The sequence below is a fragment of the Segatella sinensis genome, from assembly GCF_040095255.1.
Classification (GTDB): Bacteria; Bacteroidota; Bacteroidia; order Bacteroidales; family Bacteroidaceae; genus Prevotella; species Prevotella sinensis.
The window spans coordinates 1-25,869 of the sequence record NZ_JBBNGE010000040.1; the positions used below are offsets into that span (position 1 = coordinate 1).

General features: G+C 47.0%; 19 protein-coding genes and 1 pseudogene. 11 read left to right on the forward strand and 9 right to left on the reverse strand.

The features are described from left to right. Positions 1–93 precede the first annotated feature (93 nt). Entirely contained in the window at positions 94–594 is a 501-nt protein-coding gene (locus tag AAAT87_RS10965; protein WP_117662128.1) for a C-GCAxxG-C-C family protein, read from the forward strand. A 56-nt stretch (positions 595–650) separates the two neighbouring features. Then, positions 651–2,351, forward strand: a complete 1,701-nt coding sequence (locus tag AAAT87_RS10970; protein ID WP_349226430.1) for a vWA domain-containing protein — start codon at positions 651–653, stop codon at positions 2,349–2,351. 97 nt (positions 2,352–2,448) lie between these two features. Here AAAT87_RS10970 and AAAT87_RS10975 read toward each other — a convergent pair whose 3' ends face one another. Next, the gene (locus tag AAAT87_RS10975; protein WP_217762218.1) at positions 2,449–3,453 is read right to left on the reverse strand and encodes a TerC family protein; all 1,005 of its coding nucleotides are present in this window, start codon (positions 3,451–3,453) and stop codon (positions 2,449–2,451) included. A gap of 435 nt (positions 3,454–3,888) precedes the next feature. Here AAAT87_RS10975 and AAAT87_RS10980 point away from each other — a divergent pair, with 435 nt between their 5' ends. Then, positions 3,889–4,731, forward strand: a complete 843-nt coding sequence (locus AAAT87_RS10980) for a glycoside hydrolase family 16 protein (RefSeq protein ID WP_428848578.1) — start codon at positions 3,889–3,891, stop codon at positions 4,729–4,731. A 148-nt stretch (positions 4,732–4,879) separates the two neighbouring features. On the opposite strand, the gene AAAT87_RS10985 is transcribed toward AAAT87_RS10980, so the two are convergent. From AAAT87_RS10985 to AAAT87_RS10995, 3 genes are all read right to left on the reverse strand, one after another. Next, entirely contained in the window at positions 4,880–5,347 is a 468-nt protein-coding gene (locus tag AAAT87_RS10985; protein ID WP_349226431.1) for a copper resistance protein NlpE, read from the reverse strand. A gap of 100 nt (positions 5,348–5,447) precedes the next feature. After that, complete coding sequence (locus tag AAAT87_RS10990; protein WP_295025013.1) at positions 5,448–5,741, reverse strand: hypothetical protein; 294 nt, start codon at positions 5,739–5,741, stop codon at positions 5,448–5,450. A 43-nt stretch (positions 5,742–5,784) separates the two neighbouring features. Beyond that, on the reverse strand, positions 5,785–7,440 hold the full coding sequence (locus AAAT87_RS10995; RefSeq protein ID WP_349226432.1) for a carboxylesterase/lipase family protein: 1,656 nt from the start codon (positions 7,438–7,440) through the stop codon (positions 5,785–5,787). Between the two features lie 245 nt (positions 7,441–7,685). Between AAAT87_RS10995 and AAAT87_RS11000 the strand changes: the two genes are divergently transcribed. The 5 genes from AAAT87_RS11000 to AAAT87_RS11020 all read left to right on the forward strand — a co-directional run bounded on the left by AAAT87_RS11000 (position 7,686) and on the right by AAAT87_RS11020 (position 13,136). Next, positions 7,686–8,063, forward strand: coding sequence for an L-rhamnose mutarotase (locus tag AAAT87_RS11000; protein ID WP_428848579.1), 378 nt, complete (start codon positions 7,686–7,688; stop codon positions 8,061–8,063). A gap of 11 nt (positions 8,064–8,074) precedes the next feature. Beyond that, complete coding sequence (locus AAAT87_RS11005; protein WP_349226433.1) at positions 8,075–10,111, forward strand: beta-N-acetylhexosaminidase; 2,037 nt, start codon at positions 8,075–8,077, stop codon at positions 10,109–10,111. A gap of 213 nt (positions 10,112–10,324) precedes the next feature. Then, positions 10,325–11,299, forward strand: coding sequence for a FimB/Mfa2 family fimbrial subunit (locus AAAT87_RS11010; RefSeq protein ID WP_349226434.1), 975 nt, complete (start codon positions 10,325–10,327; stop codon positions 11,297–11,299). A 175-nt stretch (positions 11,300–11,474) separates the two neighbouring features. Continuing rightward, positions 11,475–11,789, forward strand: coding sequence for an alkaline phosphatase family protein (locus AAAT87_RS11015; protein WP_349226435.1), 315 nt, complete (start codon positions 11,475–11,477; stop codon positions 11,787–11,789). A 321-nt stretch (positions 11,790–12,110) separates the two neighbouring features. After that, on the forward strand, positions 12,111–13,136 hold the full coding sequence (locus AAAT87_RS11020) for a lysylphosphatidylglycerol synthase transmembrane domain-containing protein (protein ID WP_349226436.1): 1,026 nt from the start codon (positions 12,111–12,113) through the stop codon (positions 13,134–13,136). Here the strand turns inward: AAAT87_RS11020 and AAAT87_RS11025 are convergent. Then, positions 13,126–14,166 (reverse strand): carbohydrate porin, encoded by a 1,041-nt coding sequence (locus tag AAAT87_RS11025; RefSeq protein ID WP_349226437.1) that lies wholly within the window; start codon positions 14,164–14,166, stop codon positions 13,126–13,128. The genes AAAT87_RS11020 and AAAT87_RS11025 overlap by 11 nt on opposite strands. Before the next feature lie 352 nt (positions 14,167–14,518). Here AAAT87_RS11025 and AAAT87_RS11030 point away from each other — a divergent pair, with 352 nt between their 5' ends. Beyond that, complete coding sequence (locus AAAT87_RS11030; protein WP_006848268.1) at positions 14,519–14,992, forward strand: PaaI family thioesterase; 474 nt, start codon at positions 14,519–14,521, stop codon at positions 14,990–14,992. 1,136 nt (positions 14,993–16,128) lie between these two features. Here AAAT87_RS11030 and AAAT87_RS11035 read toward each other — a convergent pair. The 3 genes from AAAT87_RS11035 to AAAT87_RS11045 all read right to left on the reverse strand — a co-directional run bounded on the left by AAAT87_RS11035 (position 16,129) and on the right by AAAT87_RS11045 (position 19,738). Next, positions 16,129–16,974 carry an Rpn family recombination-promoting nuclease/putative transposase gene (locus tag AAAT87_RS11035; protein ID WP_349226438.1) on the reverse strand — a complete coding sequence of 282 codons (846 nt, stop codon included), beginning with the start codon at positions 16,972–16,974 and terminating at the stop codon, positions 16,129–16,131. A gap of 102 nt (positions 16,975–17,076) precedes the next feature. Continuing rightward, positions 17,077–19,062: a heavy metal translocating P-type ATPase gene (locus AAAT87_RS11040; protein WP_349226439.1), complete on the reverse strand. Its 1,986-nt coding sequence runs from the start codon at positions 19,060–19,062 to the stop codon at positions 17,077–17,079. A gap of 238 nt (positions 19,063–19,300) precedes the next feature. Continuing rightward, a complete protein-coding gene (locus tag AAAT87_RS11045) occupies positions 19,301–19,738 on the reverse strand; it encodes an Hsp20/alpha crystallin family protein (RefSeq protein ID WP_264967282.1) in 438 nt (145 codons plus the stop codon). Positions 19,739–20,469: 731 nt separating this feature from the next. Between AAAT87_RS11045 and AAAT87_RS11050 the strand changes: the two are divergent. Both AAAT87_RS11050 and AAAT87_RS11055 read left to right on the forward strand, forming a co-directional pair. Further along, a pseudogene (locus AAAT87_RS11050) lies at positions 20,470–21,903 on the forward strand (TonB-dependent receptor domain-containing protein); the annotation flags it as partial. A 12-nt stretch (positions 21,904–21,915) separates the two neighbouring features. Beyond that, entirely contained in the window at positions 21,916–23,598 is a 1,683-nt protein-coding gene (locus tag AAAT87_RS11055; RefSeq protein ID WP_349226440.1) for a RagB/SusD family nutrient uptake outer membrane protein, read from the forward strand. 74 nt (positions 23,599–23,672) lie between these two features. Here the strand turns inward: AAAT87_RS11055 and AAAT87_RS11060 are convergent, their stop codons facing one another. Beyond that, positions 23,673–25,721, reverse strand: a complete 2,049-nt coding sequence (locus AAAT87_RS11060) for an outer membrane beta-barrel protein (RefSeq protein ID WP_349226441.1) — start codon at positions 25,719–25,721, stop codon at positions 23,673–23,675. Between the last annotated feature and the right edge of the window lie 148 nt (positions 25,722–25,869).

Here is a 25,869-nt window from a genome sequence, read left to right on the forward strand (position 1 = left end):
TGGCCTTGGCGTCTGTGGGTACGAACTTATTCGTGAATTATTCATATTTATAAAATTAATTTTGAACAGTTACTTATATAGAAGAACAAAAACATGATGAACGAACAGATAACTTTATCTCCAGAGTTGGAGGCTCGTGTTCACCAGGCGGTGGAGAATTTTATGCAGGGCTATGGCTGCTGCCAGTCGGTGGTGGCTGCCTTTGCCGATTTGTATGGTCTTGATGATGAGATGGCAAAGCGCATTGGTGCCGGCTTCGGTGGTGGAGTTGGCAGAATGAGAATGATGTGTGGAGCCGTTTCTGGCATAGTGGTGCTCGTTGGCTTGGATTGCGGACAGACTGAGGGGGATGATCGCGAGGGAAAGTCGGCCTGCTACAAGGTGGTGCAGGATTTGTTAGCCAAATCGAAGGAGCAGAATGGCAGTATCATCTGTGCCGAGATTCTGGGCTTGAAGGGTCATGAGAAGGCACAATCCAGCTATGTGGCTTCGGCAAGAACGGCAGAATACTACAAGTCTCGCCCTTGCGCTGCCAAAGTGGAGAGTGCTGCAAGAATCTTCGCAGAATATCTGATGGAGAAAGAGAAGGCTTAGTCTTCCTATAAGATATAAGAGGCTTTTTACCGATTTGGTGAAAAATATTGAATAAGATGAAATTCCAGAATAACAAGGACTTGGCGGAAGCGCAGTATTACTTGAAGATGCTGGATGACTTCTGCAAGTCGGGGCAGGTGAAGATTCCTGATCCGACAGGCACCGCCATGCCTTGGAATTTGAAGGAAGACCCGCTGAAGGATTATCTCATTCATCTCTTTACCCTGAAAGTGACGATTCCGGAAACTGGTGAAGAGGTGCAGAAATTCGTGCGCCAGGTGGTGAACAGCAAAATCAAGAGCAAGGTATTCTATGATTGTGTGGGAAAGTTCATCGTGGAATGCGTTCATCACATGCGATTCCAACGCCAACGTGCCTGGACCGAAAGTCATCGGGCTGATGATGTGCTCGACTGGACTCCCTTTAAGAGAATGGATGAGCAGGTGTGGCTTCCGCTCATCGACCAGTTGGAGCAGGAACACCAGGAGGATGGGTTCGATAAGTCTTTCTTCCTGAAACTGATGGCTGGCGATGGAGCTTCGAAACCCGAAAACTGGGAGCGACTGGTTAGAGACTGGAAGGTGTGCATCGACCATCAGGTGCTTAGCAAGCTGAAGGATTTTATTTCTCTCCGTCAGAATAATTTCGAAACGGGATTGGTTCGCATGATGGACCAGATAACCCGCAACATGAAGACGAAGGGCGTTTCGGAGCAGCGAGCCGTACAGGCCTGGGAACTGATGACGAACGGATGGACGGAAACGGAGTTTGAACGCCGCTTGAACCAGGTGAAGATTCAGGATAAATATCCGGAAATCAAGGAGATTGTGGCGAAGATGGGTCGTGTGGCAGATGCCAACGGCAAAGATAGGCTCACCATCGCTTCGGGGGTGGAGATGAAGATGGAGCATTCCGCAGGAAGCGACATCGAGGGCATTACCGTGGGCGATGATCTCAACTCGCTTCTTCCGCTGGAGTTGGCGCAATACAGCGATGAGGATATGGAGGGGCTTTTTATCTATAAGTATCGAACCCGCAGGCTTCAGACTTTCCGTTACAAGAGCGAAATGTCAAAGCCATCCCGCAAACTCGGCTTTACCCATGCTTCCCGAAAGGGTCCGATGATAGTTTGTCTGGATACTTCGGCGAGTATGTATGGAACGCCTGAAAGGATTTCTTCTACGCTGATATCCCTGTTGGAAGAAACGGCAGAGGATTTGGAGCGGGATTGCTTTCTGATAGATTTCTCCGTGAGCACCCGTGCCATCGATCTGATGGCGAAGCGGAAGGCGGAGCGGTTGAAGAGAATAGGAATCACGGTTATGGAGACTTATGAATCACCTGGAATTCCCGGAACTTCTGAATCTTCTGGAACTTCTGAAATTCCAGCATCTTCAGCCGGGTTATTTTCTGATGGTCAGGCTCATACGGGGCGTGGTATCAGGCGCCAGCCTACAACAACCCATCTGCCTTTTATAGGTGGAGGAACTTCGGCTAAGAAGATGATGAACCAGATGTTTGATTTGTTGGATAACGATGGTCTGCATTATGTGAATGCCGATGTGCTTTGGATTACGGATTTCCTGATTCCGAATCCGCCGCAGCAGATGTTGGCGAGGTTCAAGGAGTATAAGGAAACGGGCACCAGGTTTTATGGCATCCGGATAGTTCGGGATGATGACAAGGAGCCGAATGAATGGAAGGATTATTTCAACCATATTTATACCATAAAGTATAGACCGTTGAGGAGGTATTAGGAAGATTAATTTAATAAACAAAAAGTTCTGTTTGCATCATTGTATTTGCAGACAGAACTTTTTTATTTTCTAAAAGATAACTTTATGTTTCTGAGTCTTATTTCGCATTTTCCAAAGCTTCCTTTTTCTGTGGAATCACCACCGAAGCTCCGATGCTGACGAGCAATACGAGGATGATGAATACCAGCGAACTTACTGCATCAATCTCGAAGAAATCGTGGATGAGCATCTTTACACCGATGAACACCAGCAGCACGCTCACGCCCACCTTCAAGTAACGGAACTTATCGGCTATCGCTGCCAGCAGGAAGAAGAGGGCACGCAAGCCCAGGATGGCGAAGATGTTGGAGAAGAACACCACGAACGGGTCGAGCGAAACCGAGAACACGGCAGGGATACTGTCGAAAGCGAATATCAGATCGCAGAACTCGATGAACACCACCGTCATTACCAGCGGACCCAGATGCAGGCGTCGCTGCATGAACTTCACCACCGGATGGTCGAGGGCGTTGATCTCTTCCTTCTTGTTCCTGTTGAGGAACATCTTGGCGCCGCTGTAAACCAGGAATCCTCCGAATATGAGCAATATCCAGGCGAATCGGCTGATGAGGGCAGCACCCGCAAAGATGAAGACGAAGCGAAGCACGATGGCTCCCAGAATACCCCAGTTCAATACGTGCTGGTAATCTTTCTTGTCCACTCCGAACGACGTGAAAATCATCATCATCACGAAGAGATTATCCACCGAGAGCGTCTTCTCTATCAGATAACCCGAGATGTAAGAGATGGTCATGTAGTGGCGATATTGCTGCAGACTCCCTTCATAATCGTTCGGATCCAGTTTGAGATGAGAAGCATAGCGCGAGGCTATCAGCTTCAGGTCGTCGAAGTTCTCAATGCCGTGCACCATGTCGCCATGAAAGTAGATGAACACGGCAAAGGCAAGTGCGAGAATAATCCATACAGCCGTCCAGGAGCCGGCTTCCTTGATGGAAACCACATGCGCCTTTCGGTCGATGACCAGCATGTCTAATACGAGTATGGCGGCGATGAATATCACGAAGCCCACCAAAAACATCGATTCAGTAAAAACATGTTCCATTTTTCTTTTTTCCTTGTCTATTTTATATAATACCTAATTTTATAGTTGAATCTTCATATTCATTTCATCCGTTAGAAACGTGGACGCAAAATTAGGAAAAATATCTGGAATAGCGAAGGTTCCGGTGCAAAACTTAATTGTATTTAACGTGAAAGATGAGAATGTAACGGGTTTGTAATATATTGGAATGTAGAATATAACTTTTGATTTCTCGAAAAATACTCCTGATTTCTCGAAAAGTACTCCTGATTTCTCGAAAAGTACTCTTCTTTCTTATCGTAATTTTGTATTTTTGCCTCATCTTAGGTAATCATAAGCATCATTGATTCAGTAATCATCAGTATTGTTGAATCTATGATTATACGTGAAACTGACAATCATTGGAAATTAATAACAAAACAATCAATCAATATGAATGTAAAGCAGAAAATGGGAATGGCGTTCGGAGTGTTGGCGATGGCTTTGTCTCCATCTGCCCTGATGGCTCAGAATGACTGGAAACTGGTATGGAGCGATGAGTTCAATACCGATGGACTTCTCGATTCCAAGGTGTGGAACTACGAGGAGGGATTCAAGCGCAACCACGAGGCGCAATGGTATCAGAAAGCCAATGCCTATTGCAAGGATGGCAATCTCGTAATCGAGGCACGCAAGGAGAAGAAGTCTCGCAGAAATCCCGGTTTCAGGAAGAACAGCAGCCGATGGCCTGAGAACATCGAGAAGATTCATTATACCTCTGCCTCGGTGAATACGGCAGAGAAGAAGGAGTTTCTCTATGGTAGGGTAGAAGTTAGGGCAAAGATTCCTACAGCGGGTGGTGCCTGGCCTGCCATCTGGCTTCTGGGACGCGGCATGGACTGGCCGTCGAATGGAGAAATCGATATGATGGAGTATTATCGCAGGCAGGGTGTGCCTCATATCCTTGCCAATGCCTGCTGGGGTACCGACAAGCCTTGGACGGCGAAATGGAACAGCAAGGCTATCCCTTTCACCCATTTCACCAATCGTGATTCGCAATGGGCTGATAAGTTCCACGTTTGGCGCATGGATTGGAATGAGCAGAGCATCCGTCTTTATCTGGACGATGAACTTCTCAACGAGATTAGTCAGGCAGAGGCGGTGAATGGCAAGCTGGGCAATGGCGAGCAGCCTTTCAAGAAGCCGCAGTATCTCCTGCTCAATCTTGCTCTGGGCAGTGATAATGGTGGCGAAATCGATGATTCCGCTCTTCCGATGAAGTATTTCATCGATTATGTAAGGGTGTATCAGAAGAAATAATTCCGCCAATTCCCACAACGGATTTGGGTCAACTGCCACAATAAAATTGGGTCAACTGCCACAACGCAAAGCACCCATCTCGTATTCCGGAAGCAGAAAAGATGCTTTCTGAGTATGAGATGGGTGCTTTTTTTTAGATGTGAATAGCTTACTTCTTCTTCTTGGTCAGCACATAGTGCTTAGCCATAGCGCCTTCAGGCTCAGTACCGAGCGAGTCAGTCATGATGAGGCTGTTGGCATCCTTCACCTTGAAGTAAGTAGTCTCGCCGCTGGATGGGCGGATGATTTCTACTACGTTGTTAGCCAATACCTTGAAGATACCGCTTGCTTCGTCGTGACCGTCCTTGCGCTCCAGATAGTCAGCTGAGTACTGGTATGTACTGTCGGCATTAAGCGTCAATACAGTCTTGATTCCCGGGCAGTCGGCAGCAGGGAGAGTACCTTCGTAAGTGCCTGCGATAGAATCGAGAACCACATCGTTCGAATTGAGCGAATCTTTTTCTGCATAGCTGAGGCTATCCTGGTCAGCCTCCTTATTATTTGTCTTCTTGCCGTTGCAAGAGACAACAGACAATGCAGCGATAACGGCTGCAGTCAAAACTAATTTCTTTTTCATACTATACTGCTTTTTAAGTGAATTCTTTTCGCAAAAATACGCTTTTATCTGTTAAGAGCAAATTTTTTGCATAGAATTTATAGAATATTATACTATTTTCTCAATTGATGATGATGGGCACAATCTCTTCCTCGTTAGGCCAATGCGGCAGATAGAGCAGCGGGCGAGGGGTTCCCCCCAAGCCCGTCCAGTCTATCTGTTTCACAAAGTCGAAATCGGGAGGACCGAAGTCGAAACTTCTTCCATAGAGAACGATGGCTCCCCTGCCTTCATCAATTTTCCATAAACCTCCGCCGTAGGTGCATTGCTCACCCGAGGCCAGCATGTCACGGTGAAGATAGACGTGGCCGAACTTCAGCACTCCGTCTCTATTGATGATGAATTTCTGAAACATCTGTATTTCTGATTGAATCTATAAATTGAATCTATAATGAGACTTATTTCTTCTCCCAGAACATCTTGTCGATGAAATCATAGCGCTTCTCCATCTGGGCATCAGACTTCACTTCTGTCTTCACATCTATCTGAAGCACAGGGGCTACGGCCTTGCCGTTGGTGGATGGCCACTCAGGCAGACCCAGACCATTCGGATTGCCGGTCTTTACAAAGTTGACGTAATACTGGTTGAAGATGTCGCTGATCATGTAATCGTCAGGCTGCCAGTCGAATACGCGGTTGGTTGGCAATGTGCCCATTGCATACTCGATGTCGGCAGAGTGAACGGCACCCTTATCTCGTGGAGCAGGAGCTGCACCTTCCTTGGCATCTACCACGCCGCCAGCCAAAGCTGCCACCTTGCCCTTGATGGCCATCGCAGGCCGGGGATGACAATAGCGGTAGCGGTAAACTGGCTGTCCGCCAGTCTGCTTGTGCATGTTGCCCCACTTCCAGGTGGAATAATCCAGGAAGATATCTGAAGCCAGATCTACACCCGGCTGCTCCAGTACATCCTTGTCGCTGTTGATTCCGTAAAGACGGAAGAGTTCATCGATGTTCTCTTCTCCGAAAGTAGCCTTGGCACCAGCCTTCAGATTTTCAACGGTAGGTTGTTTGCCCATCAATACCGCCCATGGAGTCATCTCCTGGTTGTTACCGCCAATGAGCAGAGGCACTTTGGTCTGTTCGCCCTTGGCAAATACCTCTATAGGCTGTTCTTTCATGAAATATCCGTCGATGTTATAGACCGGAACGGCTCTTATGCCCGCCAGCTTCATCAGTTTCTCGGCAGGCAGGGCACGAAGTTCGGCGAGGTTCTTCATTCCTACGTTCTTTTTCACCTTCTTGCCTGTTTCCTTACCCATCTTCTCTGCTATTTTCTGGGCAAGCTGCACGCCTTTCTCCTCGGCTTCCTTCTGGGTGGCAATCTTCTTGAATCCCATCACCGAACCGCTGGAACCCATAGCCTGGGCAAAGAGTCCCTGGCAGAGAGGGGAAGCCATCAGGGCGCTTACAGACATGGAACCAGCCGATTCGCCCACGATGGTGATGCGGTTAGGGTCGCCGCCGAAGGCCTCAATATTGTCCTTCACCCACTGGATGGCAGCCACCTGGTCCATGAAACCATAGTTGCCGGAACCCTTATAGGAGGTCTCCTTGGAGAGCTGAGGATGAGCGAAGAAGCCGAAGATGCCTTCACGATAGTTGGCTGTGATGGAGATGATTCCCTCGCGCGCCATTGCATCGCCCGCATATCTAGGTTCGCTTCCGCTGCCAGCCATCAGTCCTCCGCCGTTGAAATAAATCAAAACCGGCAGATGCTCCTTCATGGTCTTTGCAGGAGTCCATATATTAAGGTATAGGCAATCCTCGCTGTTTGTCTTCGTGCCGAAGTTCATGTCTCCGAAGATAGGTTCCTGCATCGGGTTCGGTCCGAACTCCTTTGCCTCGCGCACGCCCTGCCATTTCTGGGCTGGCTGAGGAGCCTTCCAGCGGAGATTGCCCACAGGAGGGGCTGCAAACGGAACACCCTTGAAAACTGTGATGCCTGAGAGGTCTTTTCCTTCGAGAATACCTTCGGCTGTCTTTACCTGAGTCTGCGCCATCATTCCCATAGCAGAGAGCAGAAAGGCGATGGATAAAAGTAGTTTCTTCATATCGTAAATCTTTAGTTTCTTTTAATCTTATAGAATTGTTTTGTAAATCATAACTTGCATTTCTGCAATGATAATGCAAAAATAAACAAAATATCGGTAACTTGGCTTGTTAACCTCAATTTTTTTTCATATTTTTGCAGAAAATAAGCTGCGCTCGGCAATTTGTAAGCAAGCTTATATTGCGCTCGCTTGCATTATTTTTGCAGATAATATAATGTTTAATCTTTAAAACCCTAATGATTATGATGAAAGGTTATGAACAGAAGAAGTATCCTGTAGCCACCAAACGCTACGTGCAGTGGCTGGAGTTGGAATCTGATGAGGAGGCTATCCGCGAGTATCGCCGCCTGCATTCAGAAGGTGTGCAATGGAAGGAGATTCGTGACGGAATCCGACAGGTGGGAATCCTGGAGATGGAGATTTACATCTTCGGCAACCGACTGGTGATGGTTGTGGATGCTCCTGTAGATTTCGATTGGGACAAGTCGATGGCAGAGCTCGCCACCCTTCCTAGACAGGCAGAGTGGGAGGAAGTGGTAGGCAAGTTCCAGAAGTGCGGCAAGGGTGCTACGAGCAATGAGAAGTGGCACATGATGGAGCGCATTTTTTATCTTTATGATTAAAACAGTAAAGTATGAAGAAAAACCTAAATGATTTCAAGCGTCTCTTGCTGACGGCTTGCTGCACCTTGGTGCTTTCGTGTGGCTGGGCAACGGTCAACGAAAAACCTTTTGTAATCCCTGAACTCAAGCAATGGAGCGGGGCAGAGGGAATGTTTACCCCATCGGGCAAATACGTGGTGAAGGGCGGAAAGAACGCCCAGGAGGTGGCGAAACTCTTTGCTGCCGATTACCACGACCTGGTGGGAAGACCGCTCACGCCTAAGACGGGAAAGCCCTCTGCCGGCGACATCGTGCTGGTGCTCCAGTCTGATAAGAAATCAGCCCGACTGCTCGGCAAGGAAGGCTATCGCCTCACCATCGGCGACGTAACTACCATCACGGCTTCTTCGGTAGAAGGACTGGTATGGGGAACCCGCACCGTGCTGCAGCTTTCAGAGCAGCAGCGTTCGGCAGGTTTCGTGCTGCCAAAGGGTTCAGCCCAGGATACGCCTGCCTATGGGCTGCGAGGCTTCATGATGGATTGCGGCAGAAAGTTCATCCCGATGTCTTATCTGCGCTCGCTGGTCAAGATGATGTCTTATTACAAGATGAACACCCTGCAGATTCATCTCAACGATAATGGATTCCGACAGTTCTTCGGTAACGATTGGGCGAAAACTCCGGCAGCCTTCCGCCTGGAATGCGACACCTATCCGGGACTTACGGCGAAAGATGGCAGCTATTCCAAGGCTGAGTTCATCGAACTCCAGAAACTGGCAGAGCAGTATGGCGTCAACATTATCCCCGAGATAGATGTGCCTGCCCATTCGCTCGCCTTCACCCATTACAAGCCGGAAATCGGTTCCAGGGAATATGGCATGGATCATCTCGACCTCTTCAATCCCGATACCTACAAGTTTGTGGATGGGCTCTTCAAGGAGTATCTGGAGGGCAAGAACCCCGTGTTCCGGGGCAAGGTAGTGCATATCGGAACCGATGAGTATTCCAACGCCAAGAAGGAGGTGGTGGAGAAATTCCGTTATTTCACCGACCATTATATTAAATATGTGGAGTCGTTTGGCAAGCAGGCAGCCGTTTGGGGCGCACTTACTCATGCCAAGGGCGACACCAAGGTGAAGTCGGAGAACGTGATGATGCATTGCTGGTACAATGGTTATGCTGACCCGAAGGAGATGAAGCGCCTGGGCTATAAACTGGTGAGCATTCCTGACGGATTGGTTTACATCGTTCCGGCAGCGGGCTATTATTACGATTACCTGAATTGCCGGTATCTTTACGATTCTTGGACTCCGGCGCAGATTGGCAACGAGAAGTTCGAGGAGAACGACCCTGCCATTCTCGGCGGAATGTTTGCCGTATGGAACGACCATGCGGGCAACGGCATTACGGTGAAGGATATTCACGACCGACTGTTCCCTGCCCTGCAGACGCTGTCGGCAAAGTGCTGGACGGGTGCTGCAACATCTTTCTCCTTTGAAGATTTCAATCGTCTTCGCCTTGCGCTCAGCGAGGCTCCAGCGGTAAACGAGTCAGCACGCTGGCAGAAGGGCAAGCAGCTCAGAATAGAGACTTTGAACCCTGGTCAGACCACGGGCGAGAAGGAAGTGGGCTATGGCTATCGGGTGGAGTTCACCATCGAGGGAGCCGATGAGCCGAAGGGCACGGTGCTGTTCTCATCAGATAACGCCACCTTCTATCTTGCCGACCCTGAAAGCGGTCAGCTTGGTTTTGCCCACGAGGGTTATCTCAACAAGTTCAACTACAGGGTAGAGAAGGGCAAGAAGGTAACTCTGGCGATTACGGGCGACAACAGGAAGACCTGTCTTTATGTGGATGGCAAATTGCGCGAGGAGTTGGGTCCTATCACTCTTTATGCGATGCAGCAGAAAGACCTGGCTACATTCCAGAAGAGTGATGCTACTGCCACTCAGCCTATCGTGTATAATCCTTCTGCCAAGATGCACTATCAGCGCACGCTGGTGTTCCCACTCCAGAAGGCTGGCGATTTCAAGAGCCGGATTACGGGAGTGAAGGTGGAGCAGGAGTAGTCTATAAGTGCCCATAAAAGCCCCCTATTTGTTTAATCAGGTAAAAACTTCGTTAAGATAGTTAAAAAATAGGGGGCGAGGAGTACAGCGTATTCAAAATTTTAGTAATTTCGCATCAATACTACTACAGAAAAACAGCTAGCTGTATCAACTAGATGGGTAATAGCAGACAATACCAGATATTCTGGCGTATTTCTTCAAAATTTAAAATCTATGAAGAAATTTTTAACTAAAAGCCTATGGCTTATTATTGCAGCCTTACTAGTAGTAAGTTGTAGTAAAGAGGATGGCGTGATGGATTCTTCATCACGAAGTGACAAACTGGAAGTTAGCTTCAACTTCTTCGAGAAATCAATCTCAGAAATTGAATCCAGAGCAGGTACTGCTGACGTAGCTCAGGCAGCATCTCCTTGGATTACCCGTGCAGACACTGGTGGGACGAAGAACCTGAGTGAGTGCAAGCAGATTACTGAGTTGGAAGTAGCCTTATTTCCGGAAGATAAAGATACGATGTATTTGGTAACCCAATTTTCTACCGACAAGAATTTCGGACAGGTGAAACTGTATGTGCCTAGAGGTAATTACAAGATGGTGGCTATCGCCGCTGCCACTGATAAGCCTTCAGAAGACAACAAGGTAAGCATCAAATCAAAGACTGAGGTCGTCTTCCCGAAAAATGTGGTCACAGATATGTTTTATACCTATCAGGATATTGCTGTAAAAGATAGAGAAGAAAGCCAGAACTACGACTGCATCCTGAAACGTGGAGTAACCGTATTGCAATTGGACAGCCGATCAGAAATTCGTCCAGATTACATCAAGTCGTTCAAATGTACGATTACCGGCAACTGCGGTAATGTCTTCGATCCATCTACGGGCCATTGTCTCCAGCCGGCAACCCTGACCAAGACATACGATATCTCGGGCGATCGGTTCAAGGCAAAAAGATTTACTTTCAGCATCTATTTCTTCCTGGGCGCGGATGATGTAACGGATATCACGCTGAATACCCAGACTACTGATACTGAAGATAAAGTGGTAAAAAAACTGTCGTTCAAAAACGTCCACATGGTGAAGGGAAAGATGACCATCTATAAAGGTCCGTTCCTCTCTACCCATTCTTCCGCATCATTCATCATCGATTCCCCAACCATTCCAGATTCCGGTTTCAGTACCGAATTTGAATAAAAAAAGGAAGAGAGGGTGTGTCATAAGTTCATGACACTCCCTCTCTTGATGTTCTGGAACAGCTTCTGTAATCAGCATTTCTTCTTCACTCTTTCATTTCTTTGTACTGCGATAGAAACATCCTTTAAATACCTTTGCATCGGTAAAAAGTATTACAGTAATTTGAAATAAAGAAATGAATAAGGTATTAGGTTTTATTGCGTTGGCATTTGCAATCATCAGAAAGACTCCTTTCGGCAATTCGCTCACGATAGACTTGGCGAAGGCTGCGGTAGATGGCGAGCAGTTGGGTGCTGATGATGAAACCGACTTGCTGGCAGTAAGCTGTTCCAGCACCAATTATATCGGTCATCAGGTAGGAACTCATGCCGTAGAGATTGAGGATACCTATCTGCGACTGGACAAAGCGATAGCCGATTTCCTGTCTTATCTTATCTTAATGAGAAGGTGGGCAAGGGCAACTATCTTCTCTAACATCTTTGAAATATGAAACTTATACCTTCTTCGTAGAGTTTTGCGAGACCGATTATTACGGGCATCATGGCAAATGGAAGGAGTATCTGAATGCCGCCCATCAGAACGACCAGTTTATTCGACAGTTATGGGAATGCTGCCAGCAGGCCCCATTTTATAAAGGCATATCCTGGGCAGCAAAGGGAGCCGCGGAGCCCCTGGTGCGCTCTTGGAATGACATAGCTGTAGAAGTTTTGGATAGATATCAACATTTAATAGACAGACAACAAAATAGATTGGCCATTTAATCGTTATATTACTATATATGATTAAGGTATAGTTTTATTTTGAGAATAATATGAAAAAATGGCATTTATGGGTGGCGGCTTCCATCGGCTTGGTGGTCATCGCCGGAATGATGATTCGGGAGTTTGACGTGGAAGTTTTGAGCAGGATAGAATTGTCTCCGAGATTTTTTCTGGGGGTAGGTTTGGCTGTATTGCTCTTTGCCGTCCAGAATCTGATGCTCACTCTCCGTTTCCGACATCTTTGCCAGCGCAAGTTGTCGATAGCCGAGGCGTTTCGCATCAATGTACTTTGTGAGTTTACTTCTGCCGTTACTCCTTCGGCGGTGGGTGGCAGTGGCTTGGCTTTTGTCTATCTGAACCGTGAGGGGATATCGATGGGCAGAAGCATCTTCACTATGTTTGCAGCCCTGCTGGCTGATGAGGCATTCCTTGCCATCAGCTGCTGCCTGTTGTATTTCTGTGTTCCATCGCATCTGCTTTTCAGTCTGGCAGATGGAGATGGAATTTCTACGGATACAACAAACGAATGGATCAAGGGTGGAGTACAGGTTGTCTTCATCGTCAGCACCCTTATTGTGGTTGTCTGGACAGCCATTCTCTATCTCTTGTTGCTGCATCGTCCCCAAATTTTGGGATGGGTATTGAAGGGGTGCTGCAAGATTCCTTTTCTCCATAAGTTTCTGCCGAAGGTAGAAAAGTTTTCCGAGGAGATGACGATGGCTTCGGAGGAGGCAAAGCTGGAGGGCGGAAGATTCTGGCTGCAGCTGATGGGTTATACTTCCCTGGCGTGGTTGTCGAGATTCGCCATCGTGGTAGCCATTCTCGTAGCCTTCCATTGTCAGGGCAACATGCTGGTGGCTTGGTGCAGGCAATGGGTGATGTGGATGATTTCCATCCTGAGTCCTACGCCCGGCGGAAGTGGCGTGGCGGAGTTGATGTTCCGCCTTTATTATGCCGATTTCCTGCCCGATGCCTCGGTAGCCATCCTCGCCGCCATGCTCTGGCGCGCCATCTTCTATTACCCTTTCCTGGTGATGGGCACCCTGGTCTTGCCGAAATGGATTGCTAGAAACTGACATAGAGTCGGGCACTGAGCGTCGTGAAATCTCCATTGTCATTTTTGATGTACTGGAACGATGGCTGAAGGGAAATGGATTCCGTCAGCTGTCTTTTCCAGGTTACTTCCAGCGAATATTCTGAACCCTGCTGGAAGCGGGCGTACTGGCCCGACAAGCCGCACTCGTTCTTCTCGTCCTGATAGGCACCGCCCAACTCTGCGTATCGGTAGCAGGCATTCTGATGACTGGTGTTCTCGGAATATTGCACCATGCACGAAATGTTCTTGTCGCCAGCCTTCCATACACTCTGCTCTCCATAGACCCACCAGGCACAGGTTGTTTTGCCCTTGGATTCATCGGCAGAAACCATTTCGCCATCCTCGTTTATCGGATATTGACGGGTATGAACGGCAGCACCTGTAAAATATTTTCCACCTTTATCGTTGTACTCCAACTGCGACATATTGAAGATTCCATCCTTCTTCGGGCGGACCAGGAAAGGATTGTCGTGAGCTTTCCAGCCATTATATCCCGCACCATTATACAGACTGTTTCTGAAAGTCCATTTTCCCTTGGTTACATCAAAGTAAAGGGTCAAGCCCGAATACGGATAGTTGGCTATCGGATAGCTGGAAGCAACGGTAGGAAAAATTCCCTCAGAACTGTTCTGGAAAAGAGCCGTAACATCAGAGGTGAAGAAATCCTCGTTCACGTTTCTCACACCTACAAACAGATGGCCCGAATTCCACTCGTGCATGTAGCCCAGCACGGCAAGCATGGCGAAGTTATTGTCTGCATCTATGTTCGAAAATCCCTGCCAGTCATCAATAATGCCATCGTTGGTCTTTGCCACATGCAGCGTAGCCGCCTCGAACGAATCCTTTCCTTTTCCTATCGGAACACTCAGTTCCAATCTCAGCTGATTGATCAGATTGGTATTCTTGTTCATGTCCCATTGCCATTCAGAAATATACTGTCCGTTAAAGCTCTGTGCATGAGCAAGGCAAATATTGATGCTGCCTAAAATAATAAAAAAAAATCTCTTCATTTCTTTTATGTTTTTATATTGTTTCTTGCGCACTTGCCTGCCGCTTGCGAGTATCTTTAATTCACGCTGCAAAGGTACTGGGTATTTCAAAATCCTGCAATACTTAATAAACGGTATTTTCATTTCTTCTAAATAGTGGAGGCTTTATCTTTATCCTCATTTCTAGGTATTTTTATTTATTCTAAACAGTTTGGGCTCCGTCTGACCCTCTATTTTCAGGTAATCAGCGGGAATTAATAATAATATTTTTTAAAAACTTTGCCTTATCAGATATTATTCGTACCTTTGCGTGGTCTTTAAACAGTTTTATCAGTAAGAAATCAGTTAAAAATCAGTTTAATCAGTTGGAAAAATGAAGAAGATATTAAATCCATATTTGAACAAGGAGGGTTACAACTGCGTTTGCTGTGCCCCCAACAATCCTGTAGGATTGCATCTTGAGTTTTGGGAAGAGGGTGAGGATGTGCTTACCATCTGGAATCCCGGCGAGAATTATCAGGGCTGGATCAATACCCTGCATGGCGGAATCATCAGTATGCTGATGGATGAAGTGGCAGGCTGGGTTATCAACCGCAAACTGCAGACCACGGGTGTGACGATGCAGCTCAACGTGAAGTATAAGAAGCCTGTGATGACCACCGATTCGCAGATTACGGTGCGTGGTCACATCGCCAGTCAGCGCCGTAATATCGTTACTATCCACCTGACTCTGGAGAACTCCAAAGGCGAGGTTTGTGATGAGGGCGAAGCCATCTACTTTACCTTTGGTCCTGATAAAGCCAAGGAGATGGGATTCGACTGTTGCAAGGTAGAGGGGGAGGAATAACTCTCCCCACTTGTTTGTAATGCTGGAGTCTTTCTTGAAGTTGATCATGCTCAGTCTGCGTTTAAAAGTTCCTTAAATCACAATTCCCCAGAAAGCCGTTTCCTGCCCATTTTGTGGTCTTCATTGATGACCGGCGCCTGCCATCTATTAAGACCAGCTTCGGTCTCCATAGATGACCGACTCTTGGCACAAGAAGACTGTTCTTTCGATTGCCGGTGCAAAGATACAAAAATCCGGAGCTGAAAGCAAGCTTTTTCCCGTAGAATGTTGAAAAATAGTTCGTAAGTAACTGATGTGTAGATGTATAAGTGTTTTCGGTTTTTGCATCTGATTGCAAAAGCTGCCTTTGGAATCGTTTTTTGATCTTTGGAAAGCGGTCATTTTCGGTCACGGTCATTTTCGGTCATTTTCAAAAATGATTCGGTCATTTGGGTCTATAGTATTATATAAATATATATTTATATAATACTATAGGGGAGATTTGCGCCCCCGAAAACGAAAATGACCGAAAATGACCGTGACCGAAAATGACCGGATTAGGCTTCTGAAAGTTATTCGGAAAGAAGCGGTGGGTGATTGTAATATGATGATAATCAGTGAATTAGCTTGTGCCGTTTTCTCGGTTTGTACCATGTTTTGTATTGTAGGAACAGCACATATTCCTCTTCTCTCTACCCCAGTTTTCTTGCTTTTTACTAGAATCTTGACAAAATATATCAAGAAATTCCTTGTTTTTCCCCTTTCATTCTGCCTTTTCCCCCTCTTATTTTTGCCTTCTGAAGGGGTGAAAAGTGCCATCGGAACCACTTTTTCTTGCTCTTAAGAGCATTTTCCGGTCATTAAGGTCAAGGTCATTATCGGTCATTAAGGTTTTCCAATCCCTTAAAAGTCCTTTACGGTTATCATGAAAATCACCTTTACTAAAAAGGGGTGGTTTATGGGTAAAATCCATGTTTTATAAGGGTAAAATACCGCTTTTTTCGGAAAAGTGTGGTTTCCAGCCCTCGTTTTTATAGGAAAAGAGTGTAGTTTTTAACTATTGATTTATAGGAAAAGTGTGTTGTCTATATTTATAAAAGAGACTTCTTGGTTTGAATGCCAAGAAGTCTCATAAATCAATTTTTCAAAGCTAGTTCTTATTTTCTTATTTTCTGAATTTCCTCCAGTGGAAGCTCTGTGGCCGTTGATACTTGCGCTTCAGAAAGTCCCATTGACAAAAGGCGGTAAGCTGTGGCTATCTTTTCTTTCGCCATTCCTTTTTCCATTCCTCTCTTCTCATCAAACTTTCTGGTGGCATATATATCACGCATATTCTTGATGTCCTCGTCATAAAGCTCAAGTTCCTCGCGGGAGAGCTTGCGGAGGTCGCCTATCTCTGCCAACTTGCGGAAGACTGGATACTTCTCGCTGAATGGCATCTGCTCAAACATGTTCATATTCTTCATTATATAAATCCAACAATCAAATATATCCATACACTCTGCCTCCGTGTGCTTGTCGAATAATGGCAACTGGAGGTACACAATACGCATCCTGTCGGACACTCGCTGGTGTGTCTGCAAATCGGTAAGCACCAGGTCGGTACGAAATTTCTTTAGTATAGGGCTATCCAACACGAAATCCATGAAACACACCGTATAGACTGGAGCCAAGTGATAGTCCCAGATTCCACGAACGCCCTGCTGCACAATGGCACGTGCCGTGTAATACAATGCCCTGTCGGCAAAGTATTCCTGTTCTTTCTTCTGCATCTCAACGATGATATGCTTGCCCTCGTTTGTGACGCAATAGACATCGAAGACCACACCACGGTCATCGGGGCGCAAGCCAAGTTTTTCGGTCTTGGCAAACGTCACGTCCTTGATAACCAACTCGTCTTCAAACAGTCCGTTGAGGAATGTTATCAAACATTCTTTCGTGTCCTCGCTTCCAAAGATTCGCTTGAAAGCCCAATCGACACGTGGGTCTATAAATCTTGCCATCTTCTTACGTTTTATAAGGTCGTGGACGCAATATTGCAATTCTGCTGCGAAGATACACTTTTTTATTGAAACTGCCAAGGAATCATGGGATTTTCTTTCATTTTACGCTAATCTCAACCTCAATGAATTAAGCACTACGCTTACGCTGGAGAAGGCCATCAGGGCACTTGCCCACATCGGGGTTATCTGGAAATCAATGCCGAAGATATGAAGGGCGCCGGCTGCCAGCGGGATGCAGATGATGTTGTAGATGAACGCCCAGAACAGATTCTGCCAAATCATGTGAACCGTCTTCTGACTCAGTTTTACGGCTTCCGGAAGCGCCAAGAGGTCATCGCTCATCAGCGTAATCTGTGCTACATCCATCGCCACATCCGTTCCCTTTCCTATCGCCATGCTCACGTTGGCAAGGGCCAGAGCCTGGGTATCGTTGATTCCGTCGCCCACCATCGCTACCTGCTTGCCTTCGTCCTGAAGTTTCTTTACCAATGCCTGCTTGTCGCCAGGCAGCACCTTGCTCTGGTAATGCTTGATGCCGGCTTTCTCTGCCCAGTAATGAGCCGCTTCCTCCTTGTCGCCACTCATCATATAAACCTCTATTCCCTTGTCCTGCAACTGCTTCATCGCTTCCTGGGCATGAGGCTTGAGGGTCTCTCTCGTCTCCAGGTCCAAATCCTCCTGCTTGGTGAAATCGATGTTCTGGTTAGGAATGGTGAGGGTGCCGGTCTTGTCGATGACGAGGGCGTTGATCTTGTGGAGATTCTCCAGCGCCGACGCATCCTTGATGAGAATCTGCTTCTGCGCCGCCTTGCCGATGCCCACCATCAGGGCGGTAGGAGTAGCTAAGCCCATGGCGCAAGGACAGGCGATGACCAATACGGCTACGGCAGCAAGAATGGCCTGCGGAAGAGCAGCGTTGCCGCCTATCAGCCACCATATAAAAAAGGTGATGAGGGCGATGGCTGCCACGGCTGGAACGAAAATCAGAGCCGCTTTATCCACGATGCGCTGCACGGGCGCCTTACTGCCCTGTGCCTCCTGAACCATGCGGATGATGTGCGCCAGGGCGGTGTTCTCGCCAATCTGCTTGGCTCTCATGCGGAGCTTTCCCTGACTCGGAATGGTGCCAGCCAGCACGTTGTCGCCTGCCTTTTTCATCGCCGGAGTCGGTTCGCCGCTGATCATTGCTTCATCTACATAGGCAGCATCGGGAGTCATGAAACTCTCTGCCTGGGTAACCACGCCATCCACCGGAATCTTCTCGCCGGCTCTTACCTCTATCATGTCGCCTATCTGAATGGTGGAAATCGGAACTTCCTCCATCTTGTAGTCGTTGGTGCCTTCTATCTTCTCGTAAGTCACCAGTCGGGCAGTTTTCGGCTGCATTCCCATCAGTTGTCGGATGCTGCTCGCCGTACTGTCTTTCGCCTTTTCTTCCAGGCATCTGCCGGTCAGCACGAAGGTGATGATCATCACGGAAGCATCGAAATAAGTGTGCCATTCTATGCCTCTCGCTCCCCATACCATTTCTCCGAAGAAGGTGTTGAAGGTGCTGAAGAGGAAGGCGATGAGGGTGCTGAGTGCTACGAGCGAATCCATGTTTGCCGTATGATGCAAAAGCTGCTTCCAGGCGGAAACGTAAAACTGTTTGCCGCAGTAGAGCAGGTTGGCGAGTGCCAGGAGCAGACAGATCTGGTTGGCGAAGGAACTCGAGTGATGAGCCGAGGCAACGCCATCTGAAATCATATTCTGTTCCATACCCAGGGAAATCCAACCCATGGAAAAACACATGGTCAGGATGGCGAAGAGCCAGGAAGCGAGGGTTCGGCGGCGCAGGAGGGTGAACTCACGGCGGTTGATTTCCTCCACGCTTCTGTTGCTTTCGATGACGAGGTCGTAGCCGGCGTTGCTGATTTCCCGTTTCATATCTTCCAGAGAGATAATGTCTGGGTCATAATCTACCAGGGCAGTTCGGCTCGCCAGGGAAACCGAGGCGGAGTTGATGCCCTCTAGCGACTGCAGCTTCTTTTCTACATTGGCAGAGCATACGCTGCAAGCCATGCCTATTACTGGAATTGTTTTCTTCATCTGTTTTTTATATAAATGTTATGAATTTTATAAGCAGAAGCTTTCATATCTGCTTTTCTGCCTGCAAAATTACATATTAATTATGACCCCCACAAGATTTATGGAAGAAATATCCTGATGGATAGATGAAAACCACTATAATAAGGTAGATGAAAAATGTGGTGGCTCAGGTAAGGGAACAAAAAAAGGCAGGTTCCAAATTGCCTTGGAATCTGCCTCAATCATTTATGGGAGATGATTATTTGACTTCGATATTCTTGGTAGCCTTAGCCTCCTCCTTAGGAGCAAGCTTTGGAATCTCAACCTCAAGAACACCATCAGCTACCTTTGCTGAAATCTTCTCACGGTCAGCGTCCTCAGGGAGTGTGTAGCTCTGCTGATAGTTGCTGTAAGAGAACTCGCGGCGCAGATAGTGCTCGTGCTTATCTTCATCCTTGTGTTCCATCTTGTTCTCGATAGCCACATTCAGGTTGCCATCGTTATCGATGTTGATGCGAACCCATTCCTTCTTCAGTCCAGGGGCTGCAATCTCCATCTGGTAAGCTTTCTCGGTCTCCTTTACGTTAATGGCTGGAGCGGTAGCATTCATACGTGGCATCAACTCTGTGTTGAAAAATGCATCATCAAAGAAGTTACTCAACCAATCTGAATTATTATTTCTACGTGCTAACAACATAATTAAAACCTCCAATTTTATTTTACTCGTCCTCTCGGTTCCTTGCGGTCCCGTCGGGATTTCTGCTTGTTATTTATTTATCTGTTCTTTTGATTGCCTTCGCCTCGAAACTCCGTTGTCCTTTCGAACTCCTTCATCTTTTAGCTTCAGCTTTCACTCTTATGTTGAGCAACTTGCGTGCCAGTGTCGGATTGATGACAATATTGGCAGCAAAGTATAATTAATTTAAACTTTGCTGCCAAAATGGGAGGCGGTTTCAAAAATAAAAATGTAACTTTGTCACCGAGATTGAAAACAATCACAAGAACCAAGATTATAACATTTAAGACAAACCATCAGTCTGCCTCGTCAGAGTTTCGAGGGTTGGGATTCCCAGACCAATACCATGCGTGTGGTTCCCGGCAAATATTAAAAGAGAAAGCTCGCCAGGACTTTGAGGGTCTTGGTGAGCTTTTCTTCTGTCTTAACTCTTAGACCTGCGTTTTTTTTTGAAGTTTTTTCAAGGAAATGGACTTTGAATCACTCTTTTTTATTATATTTGCAATCGAAAATCGATTTGAACCTTGACTAAACGATGAAATAGTTATGGAACAGAAGTTAAAAACAATATTTTATGCGATGGGTGCGATGATTCTTGCACCCCAAACCCTCAGTGCTCAGTCTGTGAACATTGAAGGCCTAGACTCCTTGCGCTTATCAGGTTCGGTGAGTGTAGTGGAGCCTGAACTTCTGCGAAGGGAATCACCAACAACGACATGTATTACCATAACATAGGTGCTGCTGCATCACGGCCTTTCGGTGGGACAGACAGCAACTACGAAGATCCGACCCTGGCTTCTGTGATGGGCAATGTCGACTACACCTTATATAATAAGTATAGTCTTTCGGTTTCCATGCGTGGCGATGGTTCTTCGATGGTGGGCAATGACCATACCTGGGGTTTCTTCCCATCCGTCTCTCTTTCCTGGGATATGAAGCAGGAGAAATGGCTCCGTTCTCTCCAGAAAATTACCATGCTGAAACTGCGTACGGGCTATGGACGCTCAGGTAATCTTGGCGGAATATCTTCTTATACCACTTTGAATACGGTACGGCAGAATGGTATTGTTTCGGTGAACAGTTCTCCTACGGTTACGATGGGAATGATTAGCAATAATAATCCTGATCTGAAGTGGGAAACCCGCGCTACCTGGAATATCGGAGCTGATTTGGGATTGTGGAACAACCGGCTGGTTCTGACGGCAGAATATTACTATTCCAAGACCACCGACATGCTCTATGCCTATGATGTGCCGGTTCCGCCTTTTGCCTATGATAAACTGTTGGCAAACCTGGGTTCTATGAGCAACCAGGGTTTGGAGGTCGGCGTTTCCTTCACTCCTATCCAGAAGAAGGACATGGAACTGAATATCAATATGAATCTCTCCTGGCAGAAGAACAAACTCCTCTCGCTGAGTGGTGAATATGACGGAATGCAGATGTCGGCAGCCGATATTACTGCGATGGGTGCCTTGTCGGGTGCCGGTCAGCATGGTGGTTACAACAATGTGGTCTATCAGATAGTTGGTCAGCCTTTGGGGGTATTCTATCTTCCTCATTGCAAGGGAATTATAGAAGATGGAAATGGGCATTACCGCTATGATATCGAAGATTTGGACAAGAACGGAACCGTAGATTTGAGTGATGGCGGTGACAGATATATTGCCGGTCAGGCTACTCCTAAGGTAACGTTGGGTTCCAATATCAGTTTCCGTTATCGCGACTGGTATCTTTCATTGCAGATGAACGGAGCCTTCGGACATAAGATATTCAATGGTACGGGCTTAGCCTACACCAATATGTCGAGTTTCCCGGATTATAATGTGCTGATGGGAGCTCCTGAGAAGAATATCGTTGACCAGAATGTTTCTGATTATTGGCTGGAGAAGGGCGATTATCTCAACTTAGAGAATCTCACGCTGGGCTATGATATCCCTATCCGAAAGGGCGTGGTGCAGTCGCTCAGAGTTTCGGCGAGTGTCAACAATCTTGCCACCATCAGCAGTTACAGCGGCTTGACTCCGATGATTAACAGCTACGTGGTGAACAGTACGATGGGTATTGATGATAAGCGGACTTATCCTGTTTACAGAACCTTCTCATTGGGTTTAAGTGTTCAATTCTAAAATCAGAAAGTTATGAAACGATATAGATTTTTATTTCTACTGCTGGCGGCATTGTCTATGACATCCTGCCTGGACGAACATCCTAAGGATCAGTTGGACGAGGATGCCATCTATGGCTCTGCATCTGATATTTATATCAATGCCGTGGCTTCTCTCTATAATTATATAGGTGGAGCTAACGAGAGTGAGGGCCTCCAGGGCACCTGCCGTGGCATTTACGATTATAATACGCTGACCACCGATGAGGCGATGATTCCGATTCGAGGCGGCGACTGGTATGATGGTGGCCTCTGGAATGCCATGTACCAGCATCGGTGGGGTGCCGATGACCAGTCTCTTTATGATACGTGGAAGTACCTTTATAAGGTTATCGTGCTGGCTAATAAGTCTTTGGATATTATCAGCAACAAGTCGGCCCTGCTTTCTGCCGCACAGCAGGAGGAATATCGGGCTGAGGTAAGAGCCATCCGGGCTATGTTCTATTACTATGCTATGGACATGTTCGGTCGGGTTCCATTGGTCCTTTCCAGTGCAGAACAGCTCCATTCCAGCCTGTTCCAAGGTCAGACAGATCGCAGTTCTATCTTCCAGTTTGTATTTCAGGAGTTGCAGCAGGTATTGCCTTCACTTCCCGACCAGCACAGCAATAAGGAAGGCAATTATTATGGTCGCATCACCCAGCCGGTAGTCAACTTTCTGTTGGCGAAGTTGGCTTTGAATGCAGAAATCTATATGTATGATGACTGGACCCAGGGTTATGCGAGCCGTCCGAAGGGAAGTGAGATTCATTTCTCTGTGCCGGCTTCTGCTGCCTCTTTGCGCAATGGCGATAAGGTGGACTGCAGGAAGTTGAATGCCTGGGAAACCTGCATTTATTATTGTGATAAACTGGCAGAAGAAGGCTATGTCCTGGAGTCGGATGATTCATTCAATTTCTCTACGCATAATGAGACATCGAAGGAGAATATCTTCACGATTCCGATGGATAAGAATATCTATACCAACCAGTTCCATTATCTCTTCCGCTCTTACCATTATACGCATGGCGGTGTCTTGGGATGGGGAAGTGAGAATGGTACCTGTGCCACGATTTCTACGATGAAAGCCAATCATTATGGCGAGGCTGATGAAGATGCCCGTTGCAAGATGAACTTTGTGGCGGGAGTGGTAAAGGTAGATGGTCATGAACTGCTGATGGATAATGGAAAGCCGTTGGAGTATCAGCCTTTTGAAGTGGCTCAAAACCTGACCAACAGTAAGTTTGTCAAGACGGCTGGAGCGAGGATGGCGAAGTATGAGGTGGATAGAACCTCTTATATGGACGGCAAGTTGCAGAGTAACGATATAGTTCTTTTCCGCTATGCAGATGCTTTATTGATGAAGGCAGAGGCAAAGGTCCGAAACGGAGAGAATGGTGATGAGGAGTTGAATAGGATTCGTGCCCGTGTGGGAATGCCTTACCGTAAGGCTACGCTCGATAACATTCTGGAAGAGCGGTTGCTGGAGTTGGTATGGGAAGGATGGCGTCGTCAGGATCTCATCCGTTTCGGCAAATTCACCGGTGCCTACGATCTCCGTACGCCTCTTCAGGGTGAATCTTCCGGCTACACCACCGTCTTCCCGATTCCTCAGAAATGCATCGATTTAAATTCTGAATTGGTACAGAATAAGGGATATGTCAATATTTTGAAGTAAAGAAACTTGAATAGAGTATATGAAAAGAGAAAAGCTAACCAGGACTTTGATGGTCTTGGTGAGCTTTTCTTCTTTTATTTCCCAAATCTGGAAGTATCTACTTCTTCATGCTGCTTGGCCTTGTAGCCGCCGAAACGATAGGTGAGGGAGAGGCCGATAATTCTGCCAAAGTACATGTTGTTGATGACGTGCTGACCTCGATAGGTATCGTGCAGATGGTTGTCGCCTGTCTCGAAGATGTCGTTGCAGTAGGCTTTCAGCTGGAACTTGTCGTCCTTGAGAGGCTTCCAGGTGAGGGCAGCGTTGAGATAGCCTGAGGCTGGGATGTCGATGATTCCTTGGATGGCGTCGGTATGGACGGAAGCATCGAGGTTGAGAAGCACATGCTTGCCTAAGAGAAAAGTGCCGTTCCACTGGGCTTGACAGAACCATTTGCTGCGGTCAAATGGAAGATCATAGAAGTGGGAATTCTTGTCGTTCTGATAAACGCCAGTGAAGGTAAGGCGATTCTGCCACCAGTTGCCTATGTTGATTGGAGCTGTGAGCATCAAGCCTACCTGGTTTACATGGTCGAAGTTGACATGCTTGTATTCCATCTCCTTCTTCTTGTCGCTCTGGTAAGGAAGCTGACGAAATTCATCTTTCGAGTTGTTGAAGAAGAGACTTGCCACGTATCTGCTGTGCAGAATATAGGTAAGCGAGAGGCTGAGGTCTCGTGATGGCTTCAACGTCGGGTTTCCTACAATCTTTCCATATCCGCCCGCATTATAGGTGGTGAAATTCTTCACCGACCAATAGGTAGGGTAGTCTCTGTCGCAATCCAAGTCGAATTGGATGATGTGTCCAGCTTTTGGAAGATAGGTGATGGAGAGTGTAGGGAAGAGGTTCCACTCATCCCAGATTGGGGTGTGGTAATATTCTTCCATGAGCGATGCTTCCATCGTGAGTTTTTGGCCGAACGACTTGCTGGCTCCGACATAGAAACACATTTGATCTTCGGTTTGAATGGTGTTGCCATCAGAAGACTTGTTGTTGTTTTCCTGCGAACTCTTGTCTCTTGATGTGGTGTAATTGATGCCGTAGTTCAAGCCCCAGTCTTTTCCTAAGTCGTGCTCCTGCTTGAGGTAAGCGTACCATTTGTCGATTCGTTGCTGGCTTGTGATGTCGTAAATCTCATCGTAGAGACTGCTTTTCAGCCATTGTTCATCCGGTGAATTATAATAGGTGTATTCTGCTCCTGCCGAGAAGCCGAATGGTGTGGAGTAATCCAGGCGGAAATTGTGAAACTGACTCTTGGCATGGATTCTGAGAAGGGATGTGAAATCGCCATCATCCTCTGAAGTTCCTCTCGTGTTATTGAGTTGTGAGGTGTAGGCAAAGCTGAGCTGATGATCCTTTGCCAGATGATAGTTGATTCCCAGTCGGATGTTGTGGTTGAGATGACGTTTGATATTGTCGCTATGTGTAGAGAAGGCATAGGAAGTGCCATCAGTCAAGGTGTGGGCAAACTCATTTTCATAGTAATAATATCTCTTGCCATGACCGAAGGAATAGAGCATGTCTATTTCCCATTTCTTGTTGGTGAAGAGCAAGGAGGTGCGCTCTGTGTAACTGTTGCGGTTCTGGTGGGTGTAGCCGCCGAAGAACTCGCCTTGCAGGGAGTGAAAGCCTGTGTTGTGCTTCAGCAGGAGGTTGATGACTTGTCCCTTTACCTGATAGCGGGCTGGGGCTGAATAGACAACTTCAGCGTTGGCGATGCGGCTGGTAGGAATCGTTTTCAGAAGCGAATAGAGCTGCTCGCTCGTCATGGTGGAAGTTTTGCCGTCTATCATCACGGTTACGGATTGGGCGTTGAGCGTCAAGGCTTCATCTTGTTCGCTCACGCCAGGCAGTTGCTTGATGGCTTCATAGGCATTGTCCACCGGATGGTTTTTGATGAGTTGAGGCAGGTCATAGGTCAATGTCGCCCCTTTTACCTTTACGATAGGTCGGTTGCCTTTTACCATCACATCGGGGAGGGAATGGATGATGCTGTCCATTCTCAGGGAATCATTTCTGTTTCCTTGTGCCCAGCCGGCAAGACTGATTGCCAGGCAAGCGCTTAATATAACCAATCTTTTCATATTCTTCTTATCGTTTTATCTTTTTATCGTTCTTTCGGAAGAAACCCTCCCGATTTCGGTTGCAAAAGTACTGCAAATATCTCGTGTCAGCAAGGAATTTTGATTATCAAGTCTTATCAGAAGTGTTATTTAGTCTTATCAAATCAGA

What these genes read in the sequence shown, in the direction of transcription:
- AAAT87_RS11020 (WP_349226436.1), top strand. Translation starts at nt 12,111, where the DNA reads ATGAAAAAATGGCATTTATGGGTGGCGGCTTCCATCGGCTTGGTGGTC.
- AAAT87_RS10980 (WP_428848578.1), top strand. Translation starts at nt 3,889, where the DNA reads ATGGCGTTCGGAGTGTTGGCGATGGCTTTGTCTCCATCTGCCCTGATG.
- AAAT87_RS11060 (WP_349226441.1), bottom strand. Translation starts at nt 25,721, where the DNA reads ATGAAAAGATTGGTTATATTAAGCGCTTGCCTGGCAATCAGTCTTGCC.
- AAAT87_RS10970 (WP_349226430.1), top strand. Translation starts at nt 651, where the DNA reads ATGAAATTCCAGAATAACAAGGACTTGGCGGAAGCGCAGTATTACTTG.
- AAAT87_RS11030 (WP_006848268.1), top strand. Translation starts at nt 14,519, where the DNA reads ATGAAGAAGATATTAAATCCATATTTGAACAAGGAGGGTTACAACTGC.
- AAAT87_RS10965 (WP_117662128.1), top strand. Translation starts at nt 94, where the DNA reads ATGATGAACGAACAGATAACTTTATCTCCAGAGTTGGAGGCTCGTGTT.
- AAAT87_RS11040 (WP_349226439.1), bottom strand. Translation starts at nt 19,062, where the DNA reads ATGAAGAAAACAATTCCAGTAATAGGCATGGCTTGCAGCGTATGCTCT.
- AAAT87_RS11035 (WP_349226438.1), bottom strand. Translation starts at nt 16,974, where the DNA reads ATGGCAAGATTTATAGACCCACGTGTCGATTGGGCTTTCAAGCGAATC.
- AAAT87_RS10975 (WP_217762218.1), bottom strand. Translation starts at nt 3,453, where the DNA reads ATGGAACATGTTTTTACTGAATCGATGTTTTTGGTGGGCTTCGTGATA.
- AAAT87_RS10985 (WP_349226431.1), bottom strand. Translation starts at nt 5,347, where the DNA reads ATGAAAAAGAAATTAGTTTTGACTGCAGCCGTTATCGCTGCATTGTCT.
- AAAT87_RS11055 (WP_349226440.1), top strand. Translation starts at nt 21,916, where the DNA reads ATGAAACGATATAGATTTTTATTTCTACTGCTGGCGGCATTGTCTATG.
- AAAT87_RS10990 (WP_295025013.1), bottom strand. Translation starts at nt 5,741, where the DNA reads ATGTTTCAGAAATTCATCATCAATAGAGACGGAGTGCTGAAGTTCGGC.
- AAAT87_RS11045 (WP_264967282.1), bottom strand. Translation starts at nt 19,738, where the DNA reads ATGTTGTTAGCACGTAGAAATAATAATTCAGATTGGTTGAGTAACTTC.
- AAAT87_RS10995 (WP_349226432.1), bottom strand. Translation starts at nt 7,440, where the DNA reads ATGAAGAAACTACTTTTATCCATCGCCTTTCTGCTCTCTGCTATGGGA.
- AAAT87_RS11010 (WP_349226434.1), top strand. Translation starts at nt 10,325, where the DNA reads ATGAAGAAATTTTTAACTAAAAGCCTATGGCTTATTATTGCAGCCTTA.
- AAAT87_RS11005 (WP_349226433.1), top strand. Translation starts at nt 8,075, where the DNA reads ATGAAGAAAAACCTAAATGATTTCAAGCGTCTCTTGCTGACGGCTTGC.
- AAAT87_RS11025 (WP_349226437.1), bottom strand. Translation starts at nt 14,166, where the DNA reads ATGAAGAGATTTTTTTTTATTATTTTAGGCAGCATCAATATTTGCCTT.
- AAAT87_RS11000 (WP_428848579.1), top strand. Translation starts at nt 7,686, where the DNA reads ATGAAAGGTTATGAACAGAAGAAGTATCCTGTAGCCACCAAACGCTAC.
- AAAT87_RS11015 (WP_349226435.1), top strand. Translation starts at nt 11,475, where the DNA reads ATGAATAAGGTATTAGGTTTTATTGCGTTGGCATTTGCAATCATCAGA.